This is a genomic window from Pseudomonas sp. D3-27 (genome assembly GCF_051132165.1).
Taxonomy (GTDB): domain Bacteria; phylum Pseudomonadota; class Gammaproteobacteria; order Pseudomonadales; family Pseudomonadaceae; genus Aquipseudomonas.
The window spans coordinates 1,755,699-1,772,176 of the sequence record NZ_CP071667.1; the positions used below are offsets into that span (position 1 = coordinate 1,755,699).

The window sequence follows — 16,478 nt, forward strand, 5'->3', positions numbered from 1 at the left end:
GCCCGCCTTCCAGAGAGTGGCAAAACCTTGCAATTGTTTGACGCAGCTCTGTGGATCGGGCCGTCAATGCATCTATGCTGCATCACTTTAACGGCTGCCGCACTGCCGACTTGAACCGTATAAGGCTCGTGATCCCTTGACCAGTCCTCTCCTGCAAACCGTCGGCCTCGCCTGTGAGCGAGATCTGCGACTGCTTTTCGAAAATCTCGAATTGAGACTCTCGCCTGGCGATATGGTACAGATCAGTGGCCCCAACGGCAGTGGCAAGACCAGCCTGTTGCGCCTGCTGGCCGGGTTGATGCAGCCCACCGCCGGCGAGATCCTGCTCAACGGCCAGCCGCTGCACAGCCAGCGTAGCGAACTGGCACGCAACCTGCTCTGGATCGGCCATGCCGCCGGCATCAAGGACCTGCTGACCCCCGAAGAGAACCTGAGTTGGCTCTGCGCGTTGCATCGTCCGGCTGGGCGCGAGGCGATCTGGCGGGCATTGGCGGCGGTGGGATTGAAAGGTTTCGAGGACGTTCCGAGCCATACCCTGTCGGCCGGCCAGCAGCGCCGCGTGGCCCTGGCCCGGCTGTACCTGGACAGCCCGCCACTGTGGATCCTCGACGAGCCGTTCACCGCTCTGGACAAGCAGGGCGTGGCGCAACTTGAAGAACACCTGGCCGGCCATTGCGAAAACGGCGGCATGGTGTTGCTGACCACGCACCACACCTTGGCCCGGATGCCCTCCGGTTATCGCAGCATCGACCTGGGGAACTGGGCGGTATGAGTGTCTTTGGCTTGTTGCTCGCCCGTGAGGCGCGCCTGTTGTTCCGTCGTCCGGCAGAACTGGCCAACCCGTTGGTATTCTTCGCAATCGTCATCGCCTTGTTCCCGCTTGCGGTCGGCCCGGAGACTCAATTGTTGCAAACGTTGTCGCCTGGACTGGTCTGGGTGGCAGCGCTTTTATCGGTCCTGCTCTCGCTGGACGGGCTTTTCCGCAGTGATTTCGAGGACGGATCCCTGGAACAGTGGGTCCTTTCGTCGCACCCCCTGGCCCTTCTGGTTTTGGCCAAGGTACTGGCACACTGGGTTTTTTCCGGCCTGGCGCTGGTGCTGCTCTCGCCGTTGATGGCGATGATGCTGGGCTTGCCCGCGGCCTGCATGCCGGTGCTGCTGTTGTCGCTGTTGCTGGGCACGCCGGTGCTGAGCCTGCTCGGCGCGGTAGGCGCGGCGCTGACTGTGGGGCTCAAGCGCGGAGGCTTGTTGCTGGCCCTGCTGATTCTGCCGCTGTACATACCGGTATTGATCCTTGGAAGTGGCGCCTTGCAAGCGGCACTGCAAGGCATGCCGGCAACCGGTTATCTGCTATGGCTTGGGAGCCTGACCGCCCTGGCGATAACCCTGACACCCTTTGCAATAGCCGCTGGCCTGAAGATCAGCGTCGGCGAATAATAATGAGGCCTGGTCAGGAGTTGACCACTTCCCAGGAAGTAAAGGCCGCCCCAGCGGTTCGCGATAGCGAGCCGCAACCGTGATGGAATCTGCAATGAACTGGACCTGGTTTCACAAGCTCGGCTCACCCAAGTGGTTCTACGGCATCAGTGGCAAAATGCTGCCCTGGTTGAGCATCGCCGCCCTGTTGCTGATCGGCATCGGCGTGGTCTGGGGCTTGGCGTTCGCGCCGCCGGACTATCAGCAAGGCAACAGCTTCCGCATTATCTATATCCATGTCCCGACGGCGATGCTGGCCCAGTCGATCTACGTGATGCTGGCGGTATGCGGCGTGGTCGGGCTGGTGTGGAAAATGAAACTGGCCGACGTAGCCCTGCAATGCGCCGCGCCCATCGGCGCCTGGATGACCGCCGTGGCGCTGGTCACCGGGGCCATCTGGGGCAAGCCGACCTGGGGTTCGTGGTGGGTCTGGGATGCACGACTGACGTCGATGCTGATCCTGCTGTTCCTGTACTTCGGTCTTATTGCGCTGGGCAACGCCATCAGTAATCGTGACAGCGCCGCCAAGGCCTGCGCGGTGCTGGCGATCGTCGGGGTGATCAACATTCCGATCATCAAGTACTCGGTGGAGTGGTGGAACACCCTGCACCAGGGCGCGACCTTCACCCTCACCGAAAAACCGGCGATGCCGGTGGAGATGTGGCTGCCGCTGTTGCTGACCGCGCTGGGGTTCTATTGCTTCTTCGGCGCGGTGCTGCTGCTGCGCATGCGCCTGGAAGTGCTCAAGCGTGAGTCCCGGGCCAGCTGGGTGAAAGCCGAAGTACAGAACAGCCTGGAGGCCGCTCGATGAGTTTCGCGTCATTCGGCGATTTCCTCGCCATGGGCCATCACGGCTTGTATGTCTGGTCAGCCTACGGCATTTGCCTGGCGGTGCTGGCTCTCAACGTGGCGGCGCCGATCCTGGCCCGCAAGCGGTATCTGCAACAAGAGGCGCGTCGTCTGCGCCGGGAGAATGGTCAGTGAATCCGCTGCGCAAAAAACGTCTTGTCATCATTCTGGCGATCCTGGTCGGCGTCGGCGCGGCGGTCGGCCTGGCCCTGAGCGCCCTGCAGCAGAACATCAACCTGTTCTATACCCCGACGCAGATTGCCAGCGGAGAGGCGCCCAAGGACACTCGCATCCGCGCCGGCGGCATGGTGGAGCAGGGGTCGCTGGTGCGTTCCGGCGATTCGCTGGACGTGAGGTTCAACGTCACCGACTTCAACAAGACCGTGACCATCACCTACCGCGGCATTCTCCCTGACCTGTTCCGCGAAGGGCAGGGCATCGTCGCCCTGGGCAAGCTCAATGCAGACGGCGTGGTGGTGGCCGACGAAGTGCTGGCCAAGCACGACGAGAAGTACATGCCGCCGGAAGTGACCAAGGCCCTGAAAGACAGCGGCCAATCGGCGCCCGCGCCCGCGAAGGAGGGTTGATAAGATGACCACCGGTATCTTCATCCCCGAGCTGGGCCATCTGGCGATGATCCTGGCCCTGTGTTTCTCCCTGGTGCAGGCCGTGGTTCCATTGCTCGGCGCCTGGCGTGGTGACCGTCTGTGGATGAGCCTCGCCCAGCCAGCGGCATGGGGACAGTTCGCGTTCATGCTGTTTGCCTTCGCCTGCCTGACCTACGCGTTCATGGCCGACGACTTTTCCGTTGAGTACGTCGCCAGCAACTCCAACAGCGCCTTGCCCTGGTACTACAAGTTCAGCGCGGTGTGGGGCGCCCACGAAGGTTCGTTGTTGCTCTGGGCCTTGATCCTCGCCGGGTGGACCTTTGCCGTGTCGGTGTTCTCTCGGCAATTGCCCCAGGTGATGCTGGCCCGGGTATTGGCGGTGATGGGCATCATCAGCACCGGTTTCCTGCTGTTTTTGATCGTCACGTCCAACCCGTTCGAGCGCATCCTGCCCCAGGTGCCGACCGACGGTCGCGACCTGAACCCGTTGCTCCAGGACATAGGCCTGATTGTCCATCCGCCGATGCTGTACATGGGGTACGTCGGTTTTTCCGTGGCCTTCGCGTTTGCCATCGCCGCGTTGCTCGGTGGTCGCCTCGATGCCGCTTGGGCTCGCTGGTCGCGCCCATGGACCATTGTTGCCTGGGCCTTTCTCGGCATCGGCATCACCCTCGGCTCGTGGTGGGCCTACTATGAACTCGGCTGGGGCGGCTGGTGGTTCTGGGACCCGGTGGAAAACGCCTCGTTCATGCCATGGCTCGTCGGCACGGCCCTGATCCATTCCCTAGCGGTCACGGAAAAGCGCGGGGTATTCAAGAGCTGGACGGTCCTGCTGGCCATCGCGGCATTCTCCTTGAGCCTGCTGGGAACCTTCCTCGTGCGTTCCGGCGTGCTGACGTCGGTGCATGCCTTCGCCTCGGACCCGGAGCGTGGCGTGTTCATCCTGATGTTCCTGATGGTCGTGGTCGGCGGTTCGCTGACGCTGTTCGCCCTGCGCGCGCCGGTGGTCAAGAGCCAGGTCGGCTTCAACCTCTGGTCCCGGGAAACCCTGCTGTTGGGCAACAACCTGGTGCTGGTGGTGGCGGCGTCGATGATCCTGCTGGGCACGCTGTACCCGCTGGTGCTCGATGCGTTGTCCGGCGCCAAGCTGTCGGTTGGCCCGCCGTATTTCAACGCATTGTTCATACCGCTGATGGCGATCCTCATGGTGGTGATGGCCGTCGGCGTGCTGGTGCGCTGGAAAGACACGCCGGTCAAATGGCTGATGGGCATGCTGACACCGGTGCTGTTGGGCACGGCTGCCCTGGCCGTGGTGGCCGGGATCGCCTACGGCGACTTCAACTGGGCCGTGCTGGCGACCTTCGTCCTGGCCGCCTGGGTATTGCTGGCCGGCGTTCGGGACATCTTCGACAAGACCCGTCACAAAGGCCTGATCAAGGGCCTGCCGACCCTGACCCGCAGTTATTGGGGCATGCAACTCGCCCACCTGGGCATCGCCGTTTGCGCCCTGGGCGTGGTGCTGTCCAGCCAGAACAGTGCCGAACGTGACCTGCGCCTGTCGCCGGGCGAATCCATGGACCTGGGTGGCTACCAGTTCGTCTTCGAGGGCGCCAAGCATTTCGAAGGGCCTAACTTCACCTCCGACAAGGGCACCGTGCGGGTCCTTCGCAACGGCCAGGAAATTACCGTGCTGCACCCGGAGAAACGCCTCTACACCGTGCAGAACTCGGTGATGACCGAAGCCGGGATCGATGCTGGTTTCACCCGTGATCTCTATGTCGCGCTGGGCGAATCCCTGGGCGATGGCGCCTGGGCGGTGCGCGTCCACGTCAAGCCGTTCGTGCGCTGGATCTGGTTCGGTGGCTTGCTGACCGGCCTGGGCGGAGTCCTGGCGGCGCTGGATCGTCGTTATCGCGTCAAAGTGAAGACCCGGGTGCGTGAAGCGCTGGGCGTGACAGGAGCCACTGCATGAAACGTTGGTTGATGGTATTGCCGCTGGCGCTGTTCCTGATGGTTGCGGTGTTCCTCTACCGGGGGCTGTTCTTGAATCCGTCGGAGTTGCCCTCGGCGCTGATCGGCAAGCCGTTCCCGGAGTTTTCCCTGCCCTCGGTACAAGGCGACAGGACCCTGACCCACGCCGACCTGCAGGGCAAGCCGGCGTTGGTCAACGTGTGGGGTACCTGGTGCATTTCCTGCCGGGTCGAGCATCCGGTGTTGAACAAGCTGGCCCAGAATGGCGTGGTGATCTACGGCGTCAACTACAAGGACGTCAACGCCGACGCCTTGAAATGGCTGGCTGAATTCCACAACCCATATCAGCTCGATATACGCGACGAGGAGGGCACCCTCGGCCTGAACCTGGGTGTGTACGGCGCGCCGGAAACCTTCTTCATCGACGCCAAGGGCATCATCCGCGACAAGTTCGTCGGTGTGATCGACGAACAGGTCTGGCGCGAAAAACTGGCTGGCAAATACCAGGCCCTGGTGGATGAGGCCAAGCCATGAAGCGCTGGTTAGCCGCTGCGGTCCTCGGCTTGAGTCTGTCGGGTGTGACCCATGCCGCCATCGATACCTATGAATTTGCCAATGACGCCGAGCGCGAGCGGTTTCGCGAGCTGACCAAGGAGTTGCGCTGCCCCAAATGTCAGAATCAGGACATCGCCGATTCCAACGCGCCGATCGCGACCGATTTGCGCAAGGAAATCTTCCGGATGCTCGGCGAGGGCAAGGACAACCAGCAAATCATCGATTTCATGGTGGATCGCTACGGTGAGTTCGTGCGCTACAACCCAGCCCTGTCTTCCAAGACCGCGCTGCTATGGTTCGGCCCCGCCGGGCTGCTGCTGGGTGGTTTCGTGGTGATCGCGGTGATCGTGCGCCGCCGTCGGGTGCAGCGCAGCGCCGCCCCGGATACGCTTTCTGTCGAAGAGCGCCAGCGCCTCGACCAACTGTTGGATAAAACCAAGCATGATTGATTTCTGGCTCGCCGCAGGTCTGCTTCTCCTGGTCGCCCTGAGTTTTCTGTTGATCCCCGTGTTACGTGGCCGTCGCGCCCAATTGGAAGAAGATCGCACCGCGCTGAACGTGGCGCTGTATCAGGAACGGGTTGCCGAACTGCAGGCCGAGCGGGAAGAGGGCGTGCTCAACGCGTCCCAACTGGACACCGGGCGCGCCGAGGCCGCCCGAGAATTGCTGGCTGATACCGAAGGCGCCGATGCGCCGCGTGAATCCCGCCTGGGCAAACCGTTGCCGCTTCTCGCCGCTGTGCTGGTGCCGGTGTTGGGCCTGGCGTTGTACCTGCATTTCGGCGCCATCGACAAAGTCGAACTGACCCGCGAATTCGCCCAGGCGCCGCAGTCCATGGAGGAGATGACCCTGCGCCTGGAGCGCGCGGTGGCGGCACAACCGGATTCCGCCGAGGGCTTGTATTTCCTCGGTCGGACCTACATGGCGCAGGATCGGCCGGCGGACGCGGCGAAGATTTTCGAACGCACCGTGGCGGTCGCGGGTCGCCAACCGGAGCTGTTGGGCCAATGGGCGCAGGCGCAGTACTTTGCCGATGGCAAGAAATGGTCGGATAAAGTCCAGGCCCTGACCGACGAAGCGCTGAAGCTCGACCCCAAGGAAGTGACCAGCCTTGGCCTGTTGGGCATCGCCGCGTTTGAAGGCGAGCGTTATCAGGAAGCGATCGATTATTGGGAACGCTTGCTGGCGCAATTGCCTGAAGGCGATAGATCCCGCGAAGCGTTGCAGGGCGGCATTACCCGGGCCACCGAGAAGCTCCAGGCCAGTGGAGGCAAGCTCGCCCAGGCGCCGACGGCCAAGGCCGTGGCACTGCTCAAGGTTCGCGTCGACCTGGCTCCGGCGCTCAAGGCGAAGGTGCAGCCGGGCGACAGCGTGTTCATTTTTGCCCGCGCCGTTTCCGGGCCGCCGGCGCCGCTGGCGGCCAAGCGCCTGACCGTCGCCGACCTGCCCGCCAGCGTCGAGTTGGGCGACGCGGACGCAATGATGCCGCAGCTGAAACTGTCGAACTTCCCCGAAGTCCAACTGGTGGCGCGTATATCCCGGGCCGGTCAACCGACCGCCGGCGAGTGGATCGGTCGCAGCCAGCCCTTGGCGAGCAGTACCACCGCACCGCAGCAATTGACCATCGACAGTCCGGACCAATGACAGGAACTCGCCCCATGACCGCCATCGCTCGTATCACACTGCTCACGCTCGTCCTGGGCCTGAGCGCTTGTGCGGTCCAGCGTCCGCCCGAACCTTCGGCGCCGCTGCCGCCCATACCGCCGTCGACACCGACCACCAAGCCAGCACCGTCGACCGCCCCCGGCAAACCGGTGACCCCGAACAAACCGGCCAAGCCAGTGCCGCGTACCTCCGCCAGTTTCGCGCCCCCACCCGGCGGCAACAGCCATTGGGATGCCAAGCTCGGGGTCTATGTGCTGGATGATCAGACCAATACCTTCTACCGCCAGCGCACCTACTATCGCTGGAACAATGGATGGAGCCGTTCCGTCAGCCCGAACGGGCCGTGGGAAGACACCACCATCGAAGGCGTGCCGGCTGGGCTCGGACGCAAATTCAACTAAAAAACCATGGTGGGGGAGCTTGCTCCCTCGCCACAAAGGCTGCGTTGTGTCGTCAGACAGTTGAAGGTTCGACCTGTCATCCCCAGCGTCGTAGAATGCGCGCCTTTGCGAGCCTCACTGGCCAACCGCGTATTTATCGGAGCACCTGACCATGACGACCACCCCGACCGGCGATTACCTTGAAACCCTCTACGAAGGCTATGGCCAGCGTTTTCGCATGGACAAGCTGCTGCATGAAGTGCGCACCGAGCACCAGCACCTGGTGATTTTCGAAAACCCGCGCATGGGCCGGGTCATGGCCCTGGACGGCGTGATCCAGACCACCGAAGCCGATGAATATATCTACCACGAGATGTTGACCCACGTGCCGATCCTGGCCCATGGCGCGGTCAAGCGCGTGCTGATCATTGGCGGTGGTGACGGCGGCATGCTGCGGGAAGTGACCAAGCATGTGGGCATCGAGCACATCACCATGGTGGAGATCGACGGCACGGTGGTGGACATGTGCAAGGAGTTTTTGCCGAACCATTCCAAGGGCGCCTATGACGACCCGCGCCTGAACCTGGTGATTGACGATGGCATGCGTTTCGTTGCCACGACCCAGGAAAAATTCGACGTCATCATTTCCGACTCCACCGACCCGATCGGTCCGGGCGAAGTACTGTTCTCGGAGAACTTCTACCAGGCATGCCACCGCTGCCTCAATGAAGGCGGGATCCTGGTCACTCAGAACGGCACGCCGTTCATGCAGTTGGGCGAAGTCCAGACCACCGCCGGGCGCTTGCACGGCCTGTTCGCCGACTGGCATTTCTACCAGGCCGCCGTGCCGACCTATATCGGCGGCGCCATGACCTTTGCCTGGGGTTCGACCAACGCCGCTTACCGCAAGCTCTCCCGCGAAACCCTGCGCGAGCGCTTTACCGGCAGCGGTATCGTGACGCGCTACTACAACCCCGAGATTCATATCGGTGCGTTCGCCATGCCGCAATACGTGCTGCAGGCGATCAACAAGCCGAGCAACGACTGACGTCAGCGACAGTCTGCTCCTGTGGCGAGAGAGCAAGCTCCCTCGCCACTAGGCGCTGGCCCTTTTGTGTTGCCAAATATTCAATCAACAAAATTTTCACGAAACCTTGCAGACAATCCCACGCGCTTTTATTGCGGCGGTTATTAATGGCAATGCCATGACCGTTCGTGCAAGATTTGCGCTTTCGCGCAAGCCCCGGCCTTGAATGGCTCAACAGAGGGCGCGCTGTTGTTCCTACTTTCGACCCCACTTCCAATAGGTCCTAAAACGACATGGCAATCCCGGACGCCCTGAGTCAGCAGCGCACCACGCATCGCCTGCTGCAACCGACCGTCAAATCGCACCTGGCCTACACGCTGCTCTGTGCCCTGGTGATGATGATCATGCTCAGCCTGCTGCGCGTGGCGCTGCTGGTCTACAACCGCCAGATGATCCTCGATACCCCAGCCTCGACCTTCGTGGAAGCTTTTATCAACGGGCTGCGTTTCGACTTGCGTCTGGTCGTCTATCTCTGCATTCCGCTGCTGCTGGCATTGTTCAGCGCGCGGGCCATGGCGGCACGTGGGTTCTTTCGTTTCTGGCTGACGGTCACCTCCAGCATCGCGCTGTTCCTGGGCTTGATGGAGATGGACTTCTACCGTGAGTTTCACCAGCGCCTCAACGGCCTGGTCTTCCAGTACGTGAAGGAAGACCCCAAAACCGTGGCGAGCATGCTCTGGTATGGTTTTCCCGTGGTTCGTTACCTGCTGGCCTGGGTGGGCGGCACCATCATCCTGAGCCTGGCGTTCAAGGGCGCCGATCGTGCCACACGGCCGCGTGGGCCTTTCAGTGGCGGCAGCATCGGCACGCGCCAGATCGCGCCGTGGTATGGCCGTGTCGCCGTGTTCCTGGTTTGCCTGCTGGTGGCCGTGGCCGCTGCGCGTGGCACCCTGCGCCAAGGGCCACCGCTGCGTTGGGGTGACGTCTACACCACTGATTCCAACTTCGCCAACCAGTTGGGTCTCAACGGCACGCTGTCGCTGGTGGCAGCGGCGAAGAGCCGGATGTCCGAAGACCGTGACAACATCTGGAAAGCCACTCTTGAGCAGCCGCTGGCGCAGCAGACCGTGCGCGACATGCTGGTGATGGCCGACGACAAGCTGGTGGAGGCCGAGACGGCCGCCGTGCGTCGCGACTACACGCCGCCTGCCGACAAGACGCTGCCGATCAAGAACGTCGTCGTGATCCTGATGGAAAGCATGGCCGGTCATTCCGTGGGCGCCCTTGGCGCGCCGGGCAACATCACGCCTTACCTGGACAAGCTGTCCAAGGAGGGCCTGCTGTTCGACCGCTTCTTCTCCAATGGCACGCACACCCACCAGGGTATGTTCGCCACCATGGCCTGCTTCCCGAACCTGCCAGGTTTCGAATACCTGATGCAGACGCCGGAAGGCAGTCACAAGCTGTCGGGCTTGCCGCAGCTGCTCAGCGCCCGTGAATATGACGACGTGTATGTCTATAACGGCGACTTCGCCTGGGACAACCAGTCGGGCTTCTTCAGCAGCCAGGGCATGACCACGTTCATTGGCCGTAACGACTTCGTGAACCCAGTGTTCTCCGATCCGACCTGGGGCGTGTCGGACCAGGACATGTTCGACCGTGGCCTGATCGAGCTCAAGGCACGGGAGAATGGCAAGCCGTTCTATGCGTTGTTGCAAACCCTGTCCAACCACACGCCCTACGCCCTGCCAACGCCGTTGCCGGTGGAGCGCGTGACTGACCGTGGCAGCCTGAACGAACACCTGACCGCCATGCGTTACTCCGATTGGGCGCTGGGCCAGTTCTTCGAGAAGGCCCGCAAAGAGCCTTACTTCAAGGAAACCCTGTTCGTGGTGGTCGGCGACCATGGTTTCGGCAACGAGCGCCAGATCACCGAAATGGACCTGGGCCGCTTCAACGTGCCGATGCTGCTGATCGGACCGGGCGTGCAGGAGAAGTTTGGCCAGCGCAATCACACCGTGGGCACCCAGGTCGATATCGTCCCGACCATCATGGGCCGCCTCGGCGGGGAAGTGCGCAATCAATGTTGGGGCCGTGACCTGCTGAACCTGCCGCAAGGCGATACCGGTTTCGGCGTGATCAAGCCGTCCGGTAGCGAGCAGACCACGGCGATCATTCGCGACGACAAGATCCTGGTGCTGCCAAAAGAGAAAGAAATGGCGCCCAAGATGTATCGCTATGAACTCGGTGCGAACCCGCGGGCAGAAGTCATTCCCGATGCACCGGAAACTGCCGAGATGAAACTCAAGCTTGAATCGTTCCTGCAAACCGCGACAAAGAGTTTGTTGGATAACACCGCCGGCGTTATCGACGGCAAGCCGGACTGATAACCGGTGAATAAAAAAGAGGCCTTGAAGGCCTCTTTTTTTTTGCGCTTGGGGATCTATATCTTGCCAAGTAACAGCAGGATCAACAGCACCACCAATACTACGCCGATGATACCGGACGGGCCGTAACCCCAACTTCTGGAGTGCGGGAAGACCGGAAGGCCACCGATCAGCAGGAGGATCAGGATGATGATAAGTATAGTGCCCATTGTTGATTTCCTTATTGGTCAGTTCTGGAGTGATGAAACTTTCAACTGCCAGCGCGCATGCATTAAATCCGGGCGGCTTATAAACTCCGACCGTAACGTCCTGTAAAAAATTCAAATTTTTTTGTCGTCGCCATTGCGCGCGGGTTGACGCCATCTCTTGCCAAGGTTTCAAACCCATCAACTGTCATGGTTTGCCCTCGCCATTCAGCAAGATGATGGAACGTGGGTCGGGCCGGCTCCTTCGCTACACTCGGCCCATCTCTCCCGGAACAACAAGGCTGTTTCCCTATGCAAAATCGCATGATGATCACCGGTGCTGGCTCTGGCCTGGGTCGCGAAATCGCGCTGCGCTGGGCCCGCGAAGGCTGGCGCCTGGCCTTGTCTGACGTCAGTGAACCGGGCCTGCAGGAAACCCTCAGGCTGGTTCGCGAAGCGGGCGGCGACGGCTTTGTGCAACGTTGCGACGTGCGTGACTACAGCCAGCTCACCGCGTTTGCCCAGGCTTGCGAAGAAAAACTTGGCGGCATCGACATCATCGTCAACAACGCTGGCGTGGCGTCGGGTGGATTCTTCAGCGAACTGTCCCTCGAGGATTGGGACTGGCAGATCGCGATCAACCTGATGGGAGTGGTCAAGGGCTGCAAGGCGTTCCTGCCACTGCTGGAGAAAAGCCGTGGCAAAATCATCAACATCGCCTCCATGGCGGCCCTGATGCAAGGCCCCGCCATGAGCAACTACAACGTGGCCAAGGCCGGCGTGGTGGCGTTGTCGGAAAGCCTGCTGATTGAACTGGCGCAGCAGGAAATCGGTGTGCACGTGGTCTGCCCGTCGTTCTTCCAGACCAACCTGCTGGACTCGTTCCGCGGGCCGACTCCCGCCATGAAAGCCCAAGTCGGTAAATTGCTGGAGAGCTCGCCGATCAGTGCCGCTGACATCGCCGACTACATCTACCAGCACGTTGCCGAGGGCCAGTTCATGATCCTGCCCCACGAACAGGGGCGCGCGGCCTGGACGTTGAAGCAGAAAAACCCACAGCTGCTCTACGACGAAATGACCGCCATGGCAGACAAAATGCGCGCCAAGGCGCGACAGTCCCCAAGTTGACCTGCCTTCCCGGCATCCATCAGGATAGCGCCTCGTGCCCTCCTGATGGACCGCTCCATGCTCAATTACCTGTGGTTTTTCCTTGCCGCGCTCTTTGAAATCGCCGGGTGCTATGCCTTCTGGATGTGGTTGCGCCAGGGCAAGAGCGCCTGGTGGATCGCGCCGGCGTTACTCAGCCTGACATTGTTCGCCCTGCTGCTGACTCGTATCGAAGCCACGTATGCCGGTCGCGCCTATGCCGCCTATGGTGGGATCTATATCGTCGCGTCCATCGGCTGGCTGGCGGTCATCGAGCGCGCGCGGCCGCTGGCTTCCGACTGGATCGGCGTGGCGCTCTGTGTAATGGGGGCGGGAATAATTCTCTTCGGGCCGCGATTCACGGGACCTTGATCGGCTTCGATAAACGTTTTTTGCAGGACATTTCCTTCAGTTACAAGGATCCCGATGTGTAGGGGAATACTGAATTCGCGCCGGTATCTTGTGCATGGAAAACAGGCCGGGCATGGTCAAGGTCCAGACACTCTTAAGGACAAGAACCATGCTCGTATTAAGCCGCGCAGTGGGCGAGTTGATTTCCATCGGTGACAATATTTCCGTGCGCGTGCTGTCGGTCAGCGGCAGCACCGTGCGTTTCGGCGTGGAGGCGCCTCGACACGTCGAAGTGCATCGTTCCGAAATCTACGACAAGATCCAGAGAAAAAAGGCCCAGGCGGCACGCAAGGCCTGTTCAATCGAATAGATGCTTGGGCACGTCGTGCTTGAGCATCAATTGGCATTGTTCGCTTTCCGGATCGAAGACAATCATTGCCTGGCCTTTGGTCAGGGCCTGGCGGACCCGCAGGACGCGGGTTTCCAAAGGCGTGTCGTCGCCATTGTCGGTCCCGTCACGGGTGACGAAATCCTCGATCAGGCGGGTGAGGGTGTCGACTTCGAGTTGGTCGTGGGGGATCAGCATGATAGGGCTCCGCTAAATATTGGGCGGATGCTACGGCGGATGAGCTGTGGCGGCTAGCCCGGGCTTTCTCATGTCTGCTCTGGCCTCATCGCGAGCAAGCTCGCTCCCACAGGGCCTCAGTGCATTGAAGTCTATCGTGGGAGCGAGCGTGTTCTTGATGGAATAGTGAGCATGTGGGATCAGCTATCGGAACGCTGCCCAATCAGGCTGTCCACAGAAGGCACCCGGGTGTCGCTTTCCATTTGTGCATCGTGTTCGATCTGATGGCTGAAGCGGTCCAGTGAACCCTGGGCCGGTTGCGCATCGCTGGCAAACACCGGCGGGCTGAGGATGTAGGCGCCGAGCAGACGGCTGAGAGCCGCCAGGCTGTCGATGTGGGTGCGTTCGTAGCCATGGGTGGCGTCGCAGCCGAAAGCGAGCAGGGCGGTGCGGATGTCGTGGCCGGCGGTGATCGCGGAATGGGCGTCACTGAAGTAGTAGCGAAACAGGTCACGGCGCGCCGGCAGTTCGTTTTCCTTGGCCAGTTTCAATAAGTGCCGCGACAGATGGTAGTCGTAAGGGCCGCCGGAATCCTGCATCGCCACGCTTACGGCGTGTTCGCTGGAGTGCTGGCCCGGCGCGACCGGTGCGATGTCGATCCCGACGAACTCACTGACGTCCCAGGGCAGCGCGGCGGCCGCGCCGCTGCCGGTCTCCTCGGTGATGGTGAACAGCGGATGGCAATCGATCAGCAGCTCTTCGCCGCTGTCGACGATGGCCTTCAGCGCCGCCAACAACGCGGCGACCCCGGCCTTGTCATCCAGGTGACGGGCGCTGATATGGCCGCTTTCGGTGAATTCGGGCAAGGGATCGAAGGCCACGTAGTCACCGATGCCCACGCCCAGGGTCTCGCAATCGGCGCGGGTGGCGCAGTAGGCATCCAGGCGCAGTTCGATGTGGTCCCAACTGATGGGCATTTCATCCACGGCGGTATTGAACGCGTGACCGGACGCCATCAACGGCAGGACGCTGCCGCGAATCACGCCCGTATCGGTAAACAGGCTGACCCGGCTGCCCTCGGCAAACCGGCTCGACCAGCAACCCACGGGCGCCAGTGTCAGGCGACCGTTGTCCTTGATGGCCCGGACCGAGGCGCCAATGGTGTCCAGGTGCGCCGAGACCGCGCGGTCGGGGCTGCTTTTGCGGCCCTTGAGGGTGGCGCGAATGGTACCGCGCCGGGTCATTTCGAAAGGAATGCCCAGCTCTTCGAGGCGCTCGGCGACGTAACGGACAATGGTGTCGGTGAAACCGGTAGGGCTGGGAATGGCGAGCATTTCCAGCAAGACTTTCTGCAGGTATTCGAGATTCGGTTCGGGAATCTTACTGATCATGGAAACTCCTCGCGAAATATTGGAACGAGAGACCCGTGGCGAGGGAGCTTGCTCCCGCTCGACTGCGAAGCAGTCGCCTTGAGCTCAAATCGGAGCACTAAGTGAGTCAGCAGGGCCGCCTCGCGCTGGTGGCCGGCCCGGCCCAGCGGGAGCAAGCTCCCTCGCCACAGAAATCTCAGACCACCGCTTGGCTATGGGGAAACAACAAGTCCACAAAACGCTCTGCGGTGGGTTGCGGTTCGTGATTGGCCAGCCCGGCGCGTTCGTTGGCTTCGATGAACACGTATTCCGGTTGATCAGCCGCCGGGACGAGCAGGTCCAGGCCGACCATCGGGATGTCCAGGGCCCGTGCTGCACGAACCGCCGCATCGGCCAGGGTCGGATGGAGGATGGCGGTCACGTCCTCCAGGACGCCACCGGTATGCAGGTTCGCCGTGCGCCGTACGAACAGATGCTCACCCTTGGGCAGCACGCTATCGTAGGCATAACCGGCCGCGCTCAAGGTGCGCTCGGTTTCGGCATCCATCGGGATCTTGCTCTCACCGCCGGTAGCGGCCTGGCGCCGTCGGCTCTGGGCTTCGATGAGCGCGCCGATGGTGTGCTGCCCGTCGCCGATTACCTCGGCCGGGCGACGGATTGCCGCGGCCACCACTTCAAAACCGATCACGAGGATTCGCAAGTCCAACCCTTCGTGGAAGCTTTCTAGCAATACCCGGCTGTCAAACCGCCGGGCAGCTTCGATGGCGGCCTGTACTTCTTCGATCGTGCGCAGGTCCACCGCCACGCCTTGGCCCTGTTCGCCGTCCAACGGCTTCACGACCACCCGTTCATGCTCATCGAGAAACGCCAGGTTGTCGTCGGCATTGCCCGCCAGCTGTTGGGCCGGCAGGTTCAGGCCAGCGTTTTTCAGCACTTTGTGGGTCAGGCTCTTGTTCTGGCAGAGCGTCATGCTGATTGCGCTGGTCAGGTCGCTCAGCGATTCCCGGCAGCGAATCCGGCGGCTGCCGTGCATCAGGGTGAACAGGCCGGCCTCGGCGTCGTCCACTTGCACTTCGATGCCGCGACGATGCGCTTCCTCGACGATGATCCGCGCATAGGGGTTGAATTGCGCCTCGGGGCCGGGCCCAAGGAACAACGGCTGGTTGATGCCATTCTTGCGCTTGATGGCGAAGGTCTGGAGGCTGCGGAAACCGAGTTTGGCATAGAGGTTTTTCGCCATCCGATTATCGTGCAGTACCGACAGGTCGAGGTAGCTCAAGCCCCGGCTCATGAAATGCTCGATGAGGTGGCGCACCAGCACCTCGCCAACGCCGGGGCGTGAACACTGTGGGTCCACCGCCAGGCACCAGAGACTGCTGCCGTTTTCTGGATCGTTGAAGGCTTTCTGGTGATTAAGGCCCATGACGCTGCCAATCACCGCGCCGGTGTCGTCGTCCTCGGCCAGCCAGTAGACCGGGCCACCTTGATGGCGCGGTGTCAATCGCTCCGGGTCGATGGGCAGCATGCCGCGAGCCTGGTACAGCTGATTGATGGCCTGCCAGTCGCTATCGTTCTGGGCGCGGCGGATCCGGAAACCGCGGAATACTCGCGTGGCTTGTCGGTAATCGCTGAACCACAGGCGCAGGGTGTCGGACGGATCGAGAAACAGGTGCGCCGGCTCCAGCCCCAGCACTTGTTGGGGCGCGGCGACGTACAGGGCGATGTCCCGTTCGCCGGGTTGTTCGTTGAGCAGTTCCTGGGCCAGGGTCGCCGGGTCCGGGAACGTATGGCCGATCAGCAGCCGGCCCCAGCCGCAATGCACGGCGATGGGGGCGGCATTGAGTTCGCTGCCGTCTTCGGCCAGGCGTGCCTGCAAGCGTTCGTAGGACGGCGGTTGGCCGCGCAAGAGTCGTTGGTTGTGGAGGGTGGAATGGGGTTTCATC

The 16,478-nt window shown here is 61.8% G+C and carries 19 protein-coding genes; 15 read left to right on the plus strand and 4 right to left on the minus strand.

The window, feature by feature from the left end:
* Nucleotides 1-136: 136 nt before the first annotated feature.
* The 12 genes from ccmA (at nucleotide 137) to J3P92_RS08295 (ending at nucleotide 10,918) form a co-directional block, all read left to right on the plus strand.
* Nucleotides 137-772, plus strand: a complete 636-nt coding sequence (gene ccmA / locus J3P92_RS08240; RefSeq protein WP_434563026.1) for a cytochrome c biogenesis heme-transporting ATPase CcmA — start codon at nucleotides 137-139, stop codon at nucleotides 770-772.
* Complete coding sequence (ccmB, locus tag J3P92_RS08245) at nucleotides 769-1,437, plus strand: heme exporter protein CcmB (RefSeq protein ID WP_420767900.1); 669 nt, start codon at nucleotides 769-771, stop codon at nucleotides 1,435-1,437. The genes ccmA and ccmB overlap by 4 nt, the downstream gene beginning before the upstream one ends.
* Nucleotides 1,438-1,531: 94 nt before the next feature.
* Nucleotides 1,532-2,287 (plus strand): heme ABC transporter permease, encoded by a 756-nt coding sequence (locus tag J3P92_RS08250; RefSeq protein WP_420767899.1) that lies wholly within the window; start codon nucleotides 1,532-1,534, stop codon nucleotides 2,285-2,287.
* Nucleotides 2,284-2,460 (plus strand): heme exporter protein CcmD, encoded by a 177-nt coding sequence (gene ccmD, locus J3P92_RS08255; protein WP_007939192.1) that lies wholly within the window; start codon nucleotides 2,284-2,286, stop codon nucleotides 2,458-2,460. The genes J3P92_RS08250 and ccmD overlap by 4 nt, the downstream gene beginning before the upstream one ends.
* The gene (ccmE, locus tag J3P92_RS08260) at nucleotides 2,457-2,912 is read left to right on the plus strand and encodes a cytochrome c maturation protein CcmE (RefSeq protein WP_434563028.1); all 456 of its coding nucleotides are present in this window, start codon (nucleotides 2,457-2,459) and stop codon (nucleotides 2,910-2,912) included. The genes ccmD and ccmE overlap by 4 nt, the downstream gene beginning before the upstream one ends.
* 4 nt (nucleotides 2,913-2,916) lie before the next feature.
* Nucleotides 2,917-4,905 carry a heme lyase CcmF/NrfE family subunit gene (locus J3P92_RS08265; protein ID WP_434610304.1) on the plus strand — a complete coding sequence of 663 codons (1,989 nt, stop codon included), beginning with the start codon at nucleotides 2,917-2,919 and terminating at the stop codon, nucleotides 4,903-4,905.
* Entirely contained in the window at nucleotides 4,902-5,438 is a 537-nt protein-coding gene (locus tag J3P92_RS08270) for a DsbE family thiol:disulfide interchange protein (protein ID WP_420767896.1), read from the plus strand. Before J3P92_RS08265 ends, J3P92_RS08270 begins: the two co-directional genes overlap by 4 nt.
* Nucleotides 5,435-5,908 carry a cytochrome c-type biogenesis protein gene (locus tag J3P92_RS08275; RefSeq protein ID WP_434650335.1) on the plus strand — a complete coding sequence of 158 codons (474 nt, stop codon included), beginning with the start codon at nucleotides 5,435-5,437 and terminating at the stop codon, nucleotides 5,906-5,908. The genes J3P92_RS08270 and J3P92_RS08275 overlap by 4 nt, the downstream gene beginning before the upstream one ends.
* Entirely contained in the window at nucleotides 5,901-7,103 is a 1,203-nt protein-coding gene (gene ccmI, locus J3P92_RS08280; protein ID WP_434610306.1) for a c-type cytochrome biogenesis protein CcmI, read from the plus strand. The genes J3P92_RS08275 and ccmI overlap by 8 nt, the downstream gene beginning before the upstream one ends.
* Nucleotides 7,104-7,117: 14 nt before the next feature.
* Nucleotides 7,118-7,525: a hypothetical protein gene (locus J3P92_RS08285; protein WP_434563034.1), complete on the plus strand. Its 408-nt coding sequence runs from the start codon at nucleotides 7,118-7,120 to the stop codon at nucleotides 7,523-7,525.
* Between the two features lie 151 nt (nucleotides 7,526-7,676).
* On the plus strand, nucleotides 7,677-8,552 hold the full coding sequence (gene speE, locus J3P92_RS08290) for a polyamine aminopropyltransferase (RefSeq protein WP_434563036.1): 876 nt from the start codon (nucleotides 7,677-7,679) through the stop codon (nucleotides 8,550-8,552).
* A gap of 272 nt (nucleotides 8,553-8,824) precedes the next feature.
* Complete coding sequence (locus J3P92_RS08295) at nucleotides 8,825-10,918, plus strand: LTA synthase family protein (RefSeq protein ID WP_434650337.1); 2,094 nt, start codon at nucleotides 8,825-8,827, stop codon at nucleotides 10,916-10,918.
* A 56-nt stretch (nucleotides 10,919-10,974) separates the two neighbouring features.
* Here J3P92_RS08295 and J3P92_RS08300 read toward each other — a convergent pair whose 3' ends face one another.
* Nucleotides 10,975-11,127: a DUF3309 family protein gene (locus J3P92_RS08300; RefSeq protein ID WP_018606531.1), complete on the minus strand. Its 153-nt coding sequence runs from the start codon at nucleotides 11,125-11,127 to the stop codon at nucleotides 10,975-10,977.
* A gap of 288 nt (nucleotides 11,128-11,415) precedes the next feature.
* Here J3P92_RS08300 and J3P92_RS08305 point away from each other — a divergent pair, with 288 nt between their 5' ends.
* The 3 genes from J3P92_RS08305 (at nucleotide 11,416) to csrA (ending at nucleotide 12,970) form a co-directional block, all read left to right on the plus strand.
* Nucleotides 11,416-12,231, plus strand: coding sequence for an SDR family oxidoreductase (locus J3P92_RS08305; RefSeq protein WP_420767890.1), 816 nt, complete (start codon nucleotides 11,416-11,418; stop codon nucleotides 12,229-12,231).
* A 57-nt stretch (nucleotides 12,232-12,288) separates the two neighbouring features.
* Complete coding sequence (locus J3P92_RS08310) at nucleotides 12,289-12,621, plus strand: YnfA family protein (RefSeq protein ID WP_434563038.1); 333 nt, start codon at nucleotides 12,289-12,291, stop codon at nucleotides 12,619-12,621.
* A gap of 148 nt (nucleotides 12,622-12,769) precedes the next feature.
* Nucleotides 12,770-12,970 (plus strand): carbon storage regulator CsrA, encoded by a 201-nt coding sequence (gene csrA, locus J3P92_RS08315; RefSeq protein ID WP_420767888.1) that lies wholly within the window; start codon nucleotides 12,770-12,772, stop codon nucleotides 12,968-12,970.
* Here the strand turns inward: csrA and J3P92_RS08320 are convergent.
* The 3 genes from J3P92_RS08320 to ngg all read right to left on the minus strand — a co-directional run bounded on the left by J3P92_RS08320 (nucleotide 12,959) and on the right by ngg (nucleotide 16,477).
* Nucleotides 12,959-13,186 carry a YheU family protein gene (locus J3P92_RS08320; protein ID WP_024778700.1) on the minus strand — a complete coding sequence of 76 codons (228 nt, stop codon included), beginning with the start codon at nucleotides 13,184-13,186 and terminating at the stop codon, nucleotides 12,959-12,961. The genes csrA and J3P92_RS08320 overlap by 12 nt on opposite strands.
* Nucleotides 13,187-13,365: 179 nt before the next feature.
* Nucleotides 13,366-14,556 carry an osmoprotectant NAGGN system M42 family peptidase gene (locus tag J3P92_RS08325; RefSeq protein ID WP_420767887.1) on the minus strand — a complete coding sequence of 397 codons (1,191 nt, stop codon included), beginning with the start codon at nucleotides 14,554-14,556 and terminating at the stop codon, nucleotides 13,366-13,368.
* A gap of 175 nt (nucleotides 14,557-14,731) precedes the next feature.
* Nucleotides 14,732-16,477, minus strand: a complete 1,746-nt coding sequence (gene ngg / locus J3P92_RS08330) for an N-acetylglutaminylglutamine synthetase (protein WP_420767886.1) — start codon at nucleotides 16,475-16,477, stop codon at nucleotides 14,732-14,734.
* Nucleotide 16,478 lies beyond the last annotated feature (1 nt).

What these genes read in the sequence shown, in the direction of transcription:
- J3P92_RS08305 (WP_420767890.1), top strand. Translation starts at nt 11,416, where the DNA reads ATGCAAAATCGCATGATGATCACCGGTGCTGGCTCTGGCCTGGGTCGC.
- ccmB (WP_420767900.1), top strand. Translation starts at nt 769, where the DNA reads ATGAGTGTCTTTGGCTTGTTGCTCGCCCGTGAGGCGCGCCTGTTGTTC.
- J3P92_RS08310 (WP_434563038.1), top strand. Translation starts at nt 12,289, where the DNA reads ATGCTCAATTACCTGTGGTTTTTCCTTGCCGCGCTCTTTGAAATCGCC.
- J3P92_RS08295 (WP_434650337.1), top strand. Translation starts at nt 8,825, where the DNA reads ATGGCAATCCCGGACGCCCTGAGTCAGCAGCGCACCACGCATCGCCTG.
- J3P92_RS08275 (WP_434650335.1), top strand. Translation starts at nt 5,435, where the DNA reads ATGAAGCGCTGGTTAGCCGCTGCGGTCCTCGGCTTGAGTCTGTCGGGT.
- ccmI (WP_434610306.1), top strand. Translation starts at nt 5,901, where the DNA reads ATGATTGATTTCTGGCTCGCCGCAGGTCTGCTTCTCCTGGTCGCCCTG.
- csrA (WP_420767888.1), top strand. Translation starts at nt 12,770, where the DNA reads ATGCTCGTATTAAGCCGCGCAGTGGGCGAGTTGATTTCCATCGGTGAC.
- J3P92_RS08325 (WP_420767887.1), bottom strand. Translation starts at nt 14,556, where the DNA reads ATGATCAGTAAGATTCCCGAACCGAATCTCGAATACCTGCAGAAAGTC.
- J3P92_RS08265 (WP_434610304.1), top strand. Translation starts at nt 2,917, where the DNA reads ATGACCACCGGTATCTTCATCCCCGAGCTGGGCCATCTGGCGATGATC.
- J3P92_RS08250 (WP_420767899.1), top strand. Translation starts at nt 1,532, where the DNA reads ATGAACTGGACCTGGTTTCACAAGCTCGGCTCACCCAAGTGGTTCTAC.
- J3P92_RS08320 (WP_024778700.1), bottom strand. Translation starts at nt 13,186, where the DNA reads ATGCTGATCCCCCACGACCAACTCGAAGTCGACACCCTCACCCGCCTG.
- ngg (WP_420767886.1), bottom strand. Translation starts at nt 16,477, where the DNA reads ATGAAACCCCATTCCACCCTCCACAACCAACGACTCTTGCGCGGCCAA.
- speE (WP_434563036.1), top strand. Translation starts at nt 7,677, where the DNA reads ATGACGACCACCCCGACCGGCGATTACCTTGAAACCCTCTACGAAGGC.
- ccmD (WP_007939192.1), top strand. Translation starts at nt 2,284, where the DNA reads ATGAGTTTCGCGTCATTCGGCGATTTCCTCGCCATGGGCCATCACGGC.
- J3P92_RS08270 (WP_420767896.1), top strand. Translation starts at nt 4,902, where the DNA reads ATGAAACGTTGGTTGATGGTATTGCCGCTGGCGCTGTTCCTGATGGTT.
- J3P92_RS08285 (WP_434563034.1), top strand. Translation starts at nt 7,118, where the DNA reads ATGACCGCCATCGCTCGTATCACACTGCTCACGCTCGTCCTGGGCCTG.
- J3P92_RS08300 (WP_018606531.1), bottom strand. Translation starts at nt 11,127, where the DNA reads ATGGGCACTATACTTATCATCATCCTGATCCTCCTGCTGATCGGTGGC.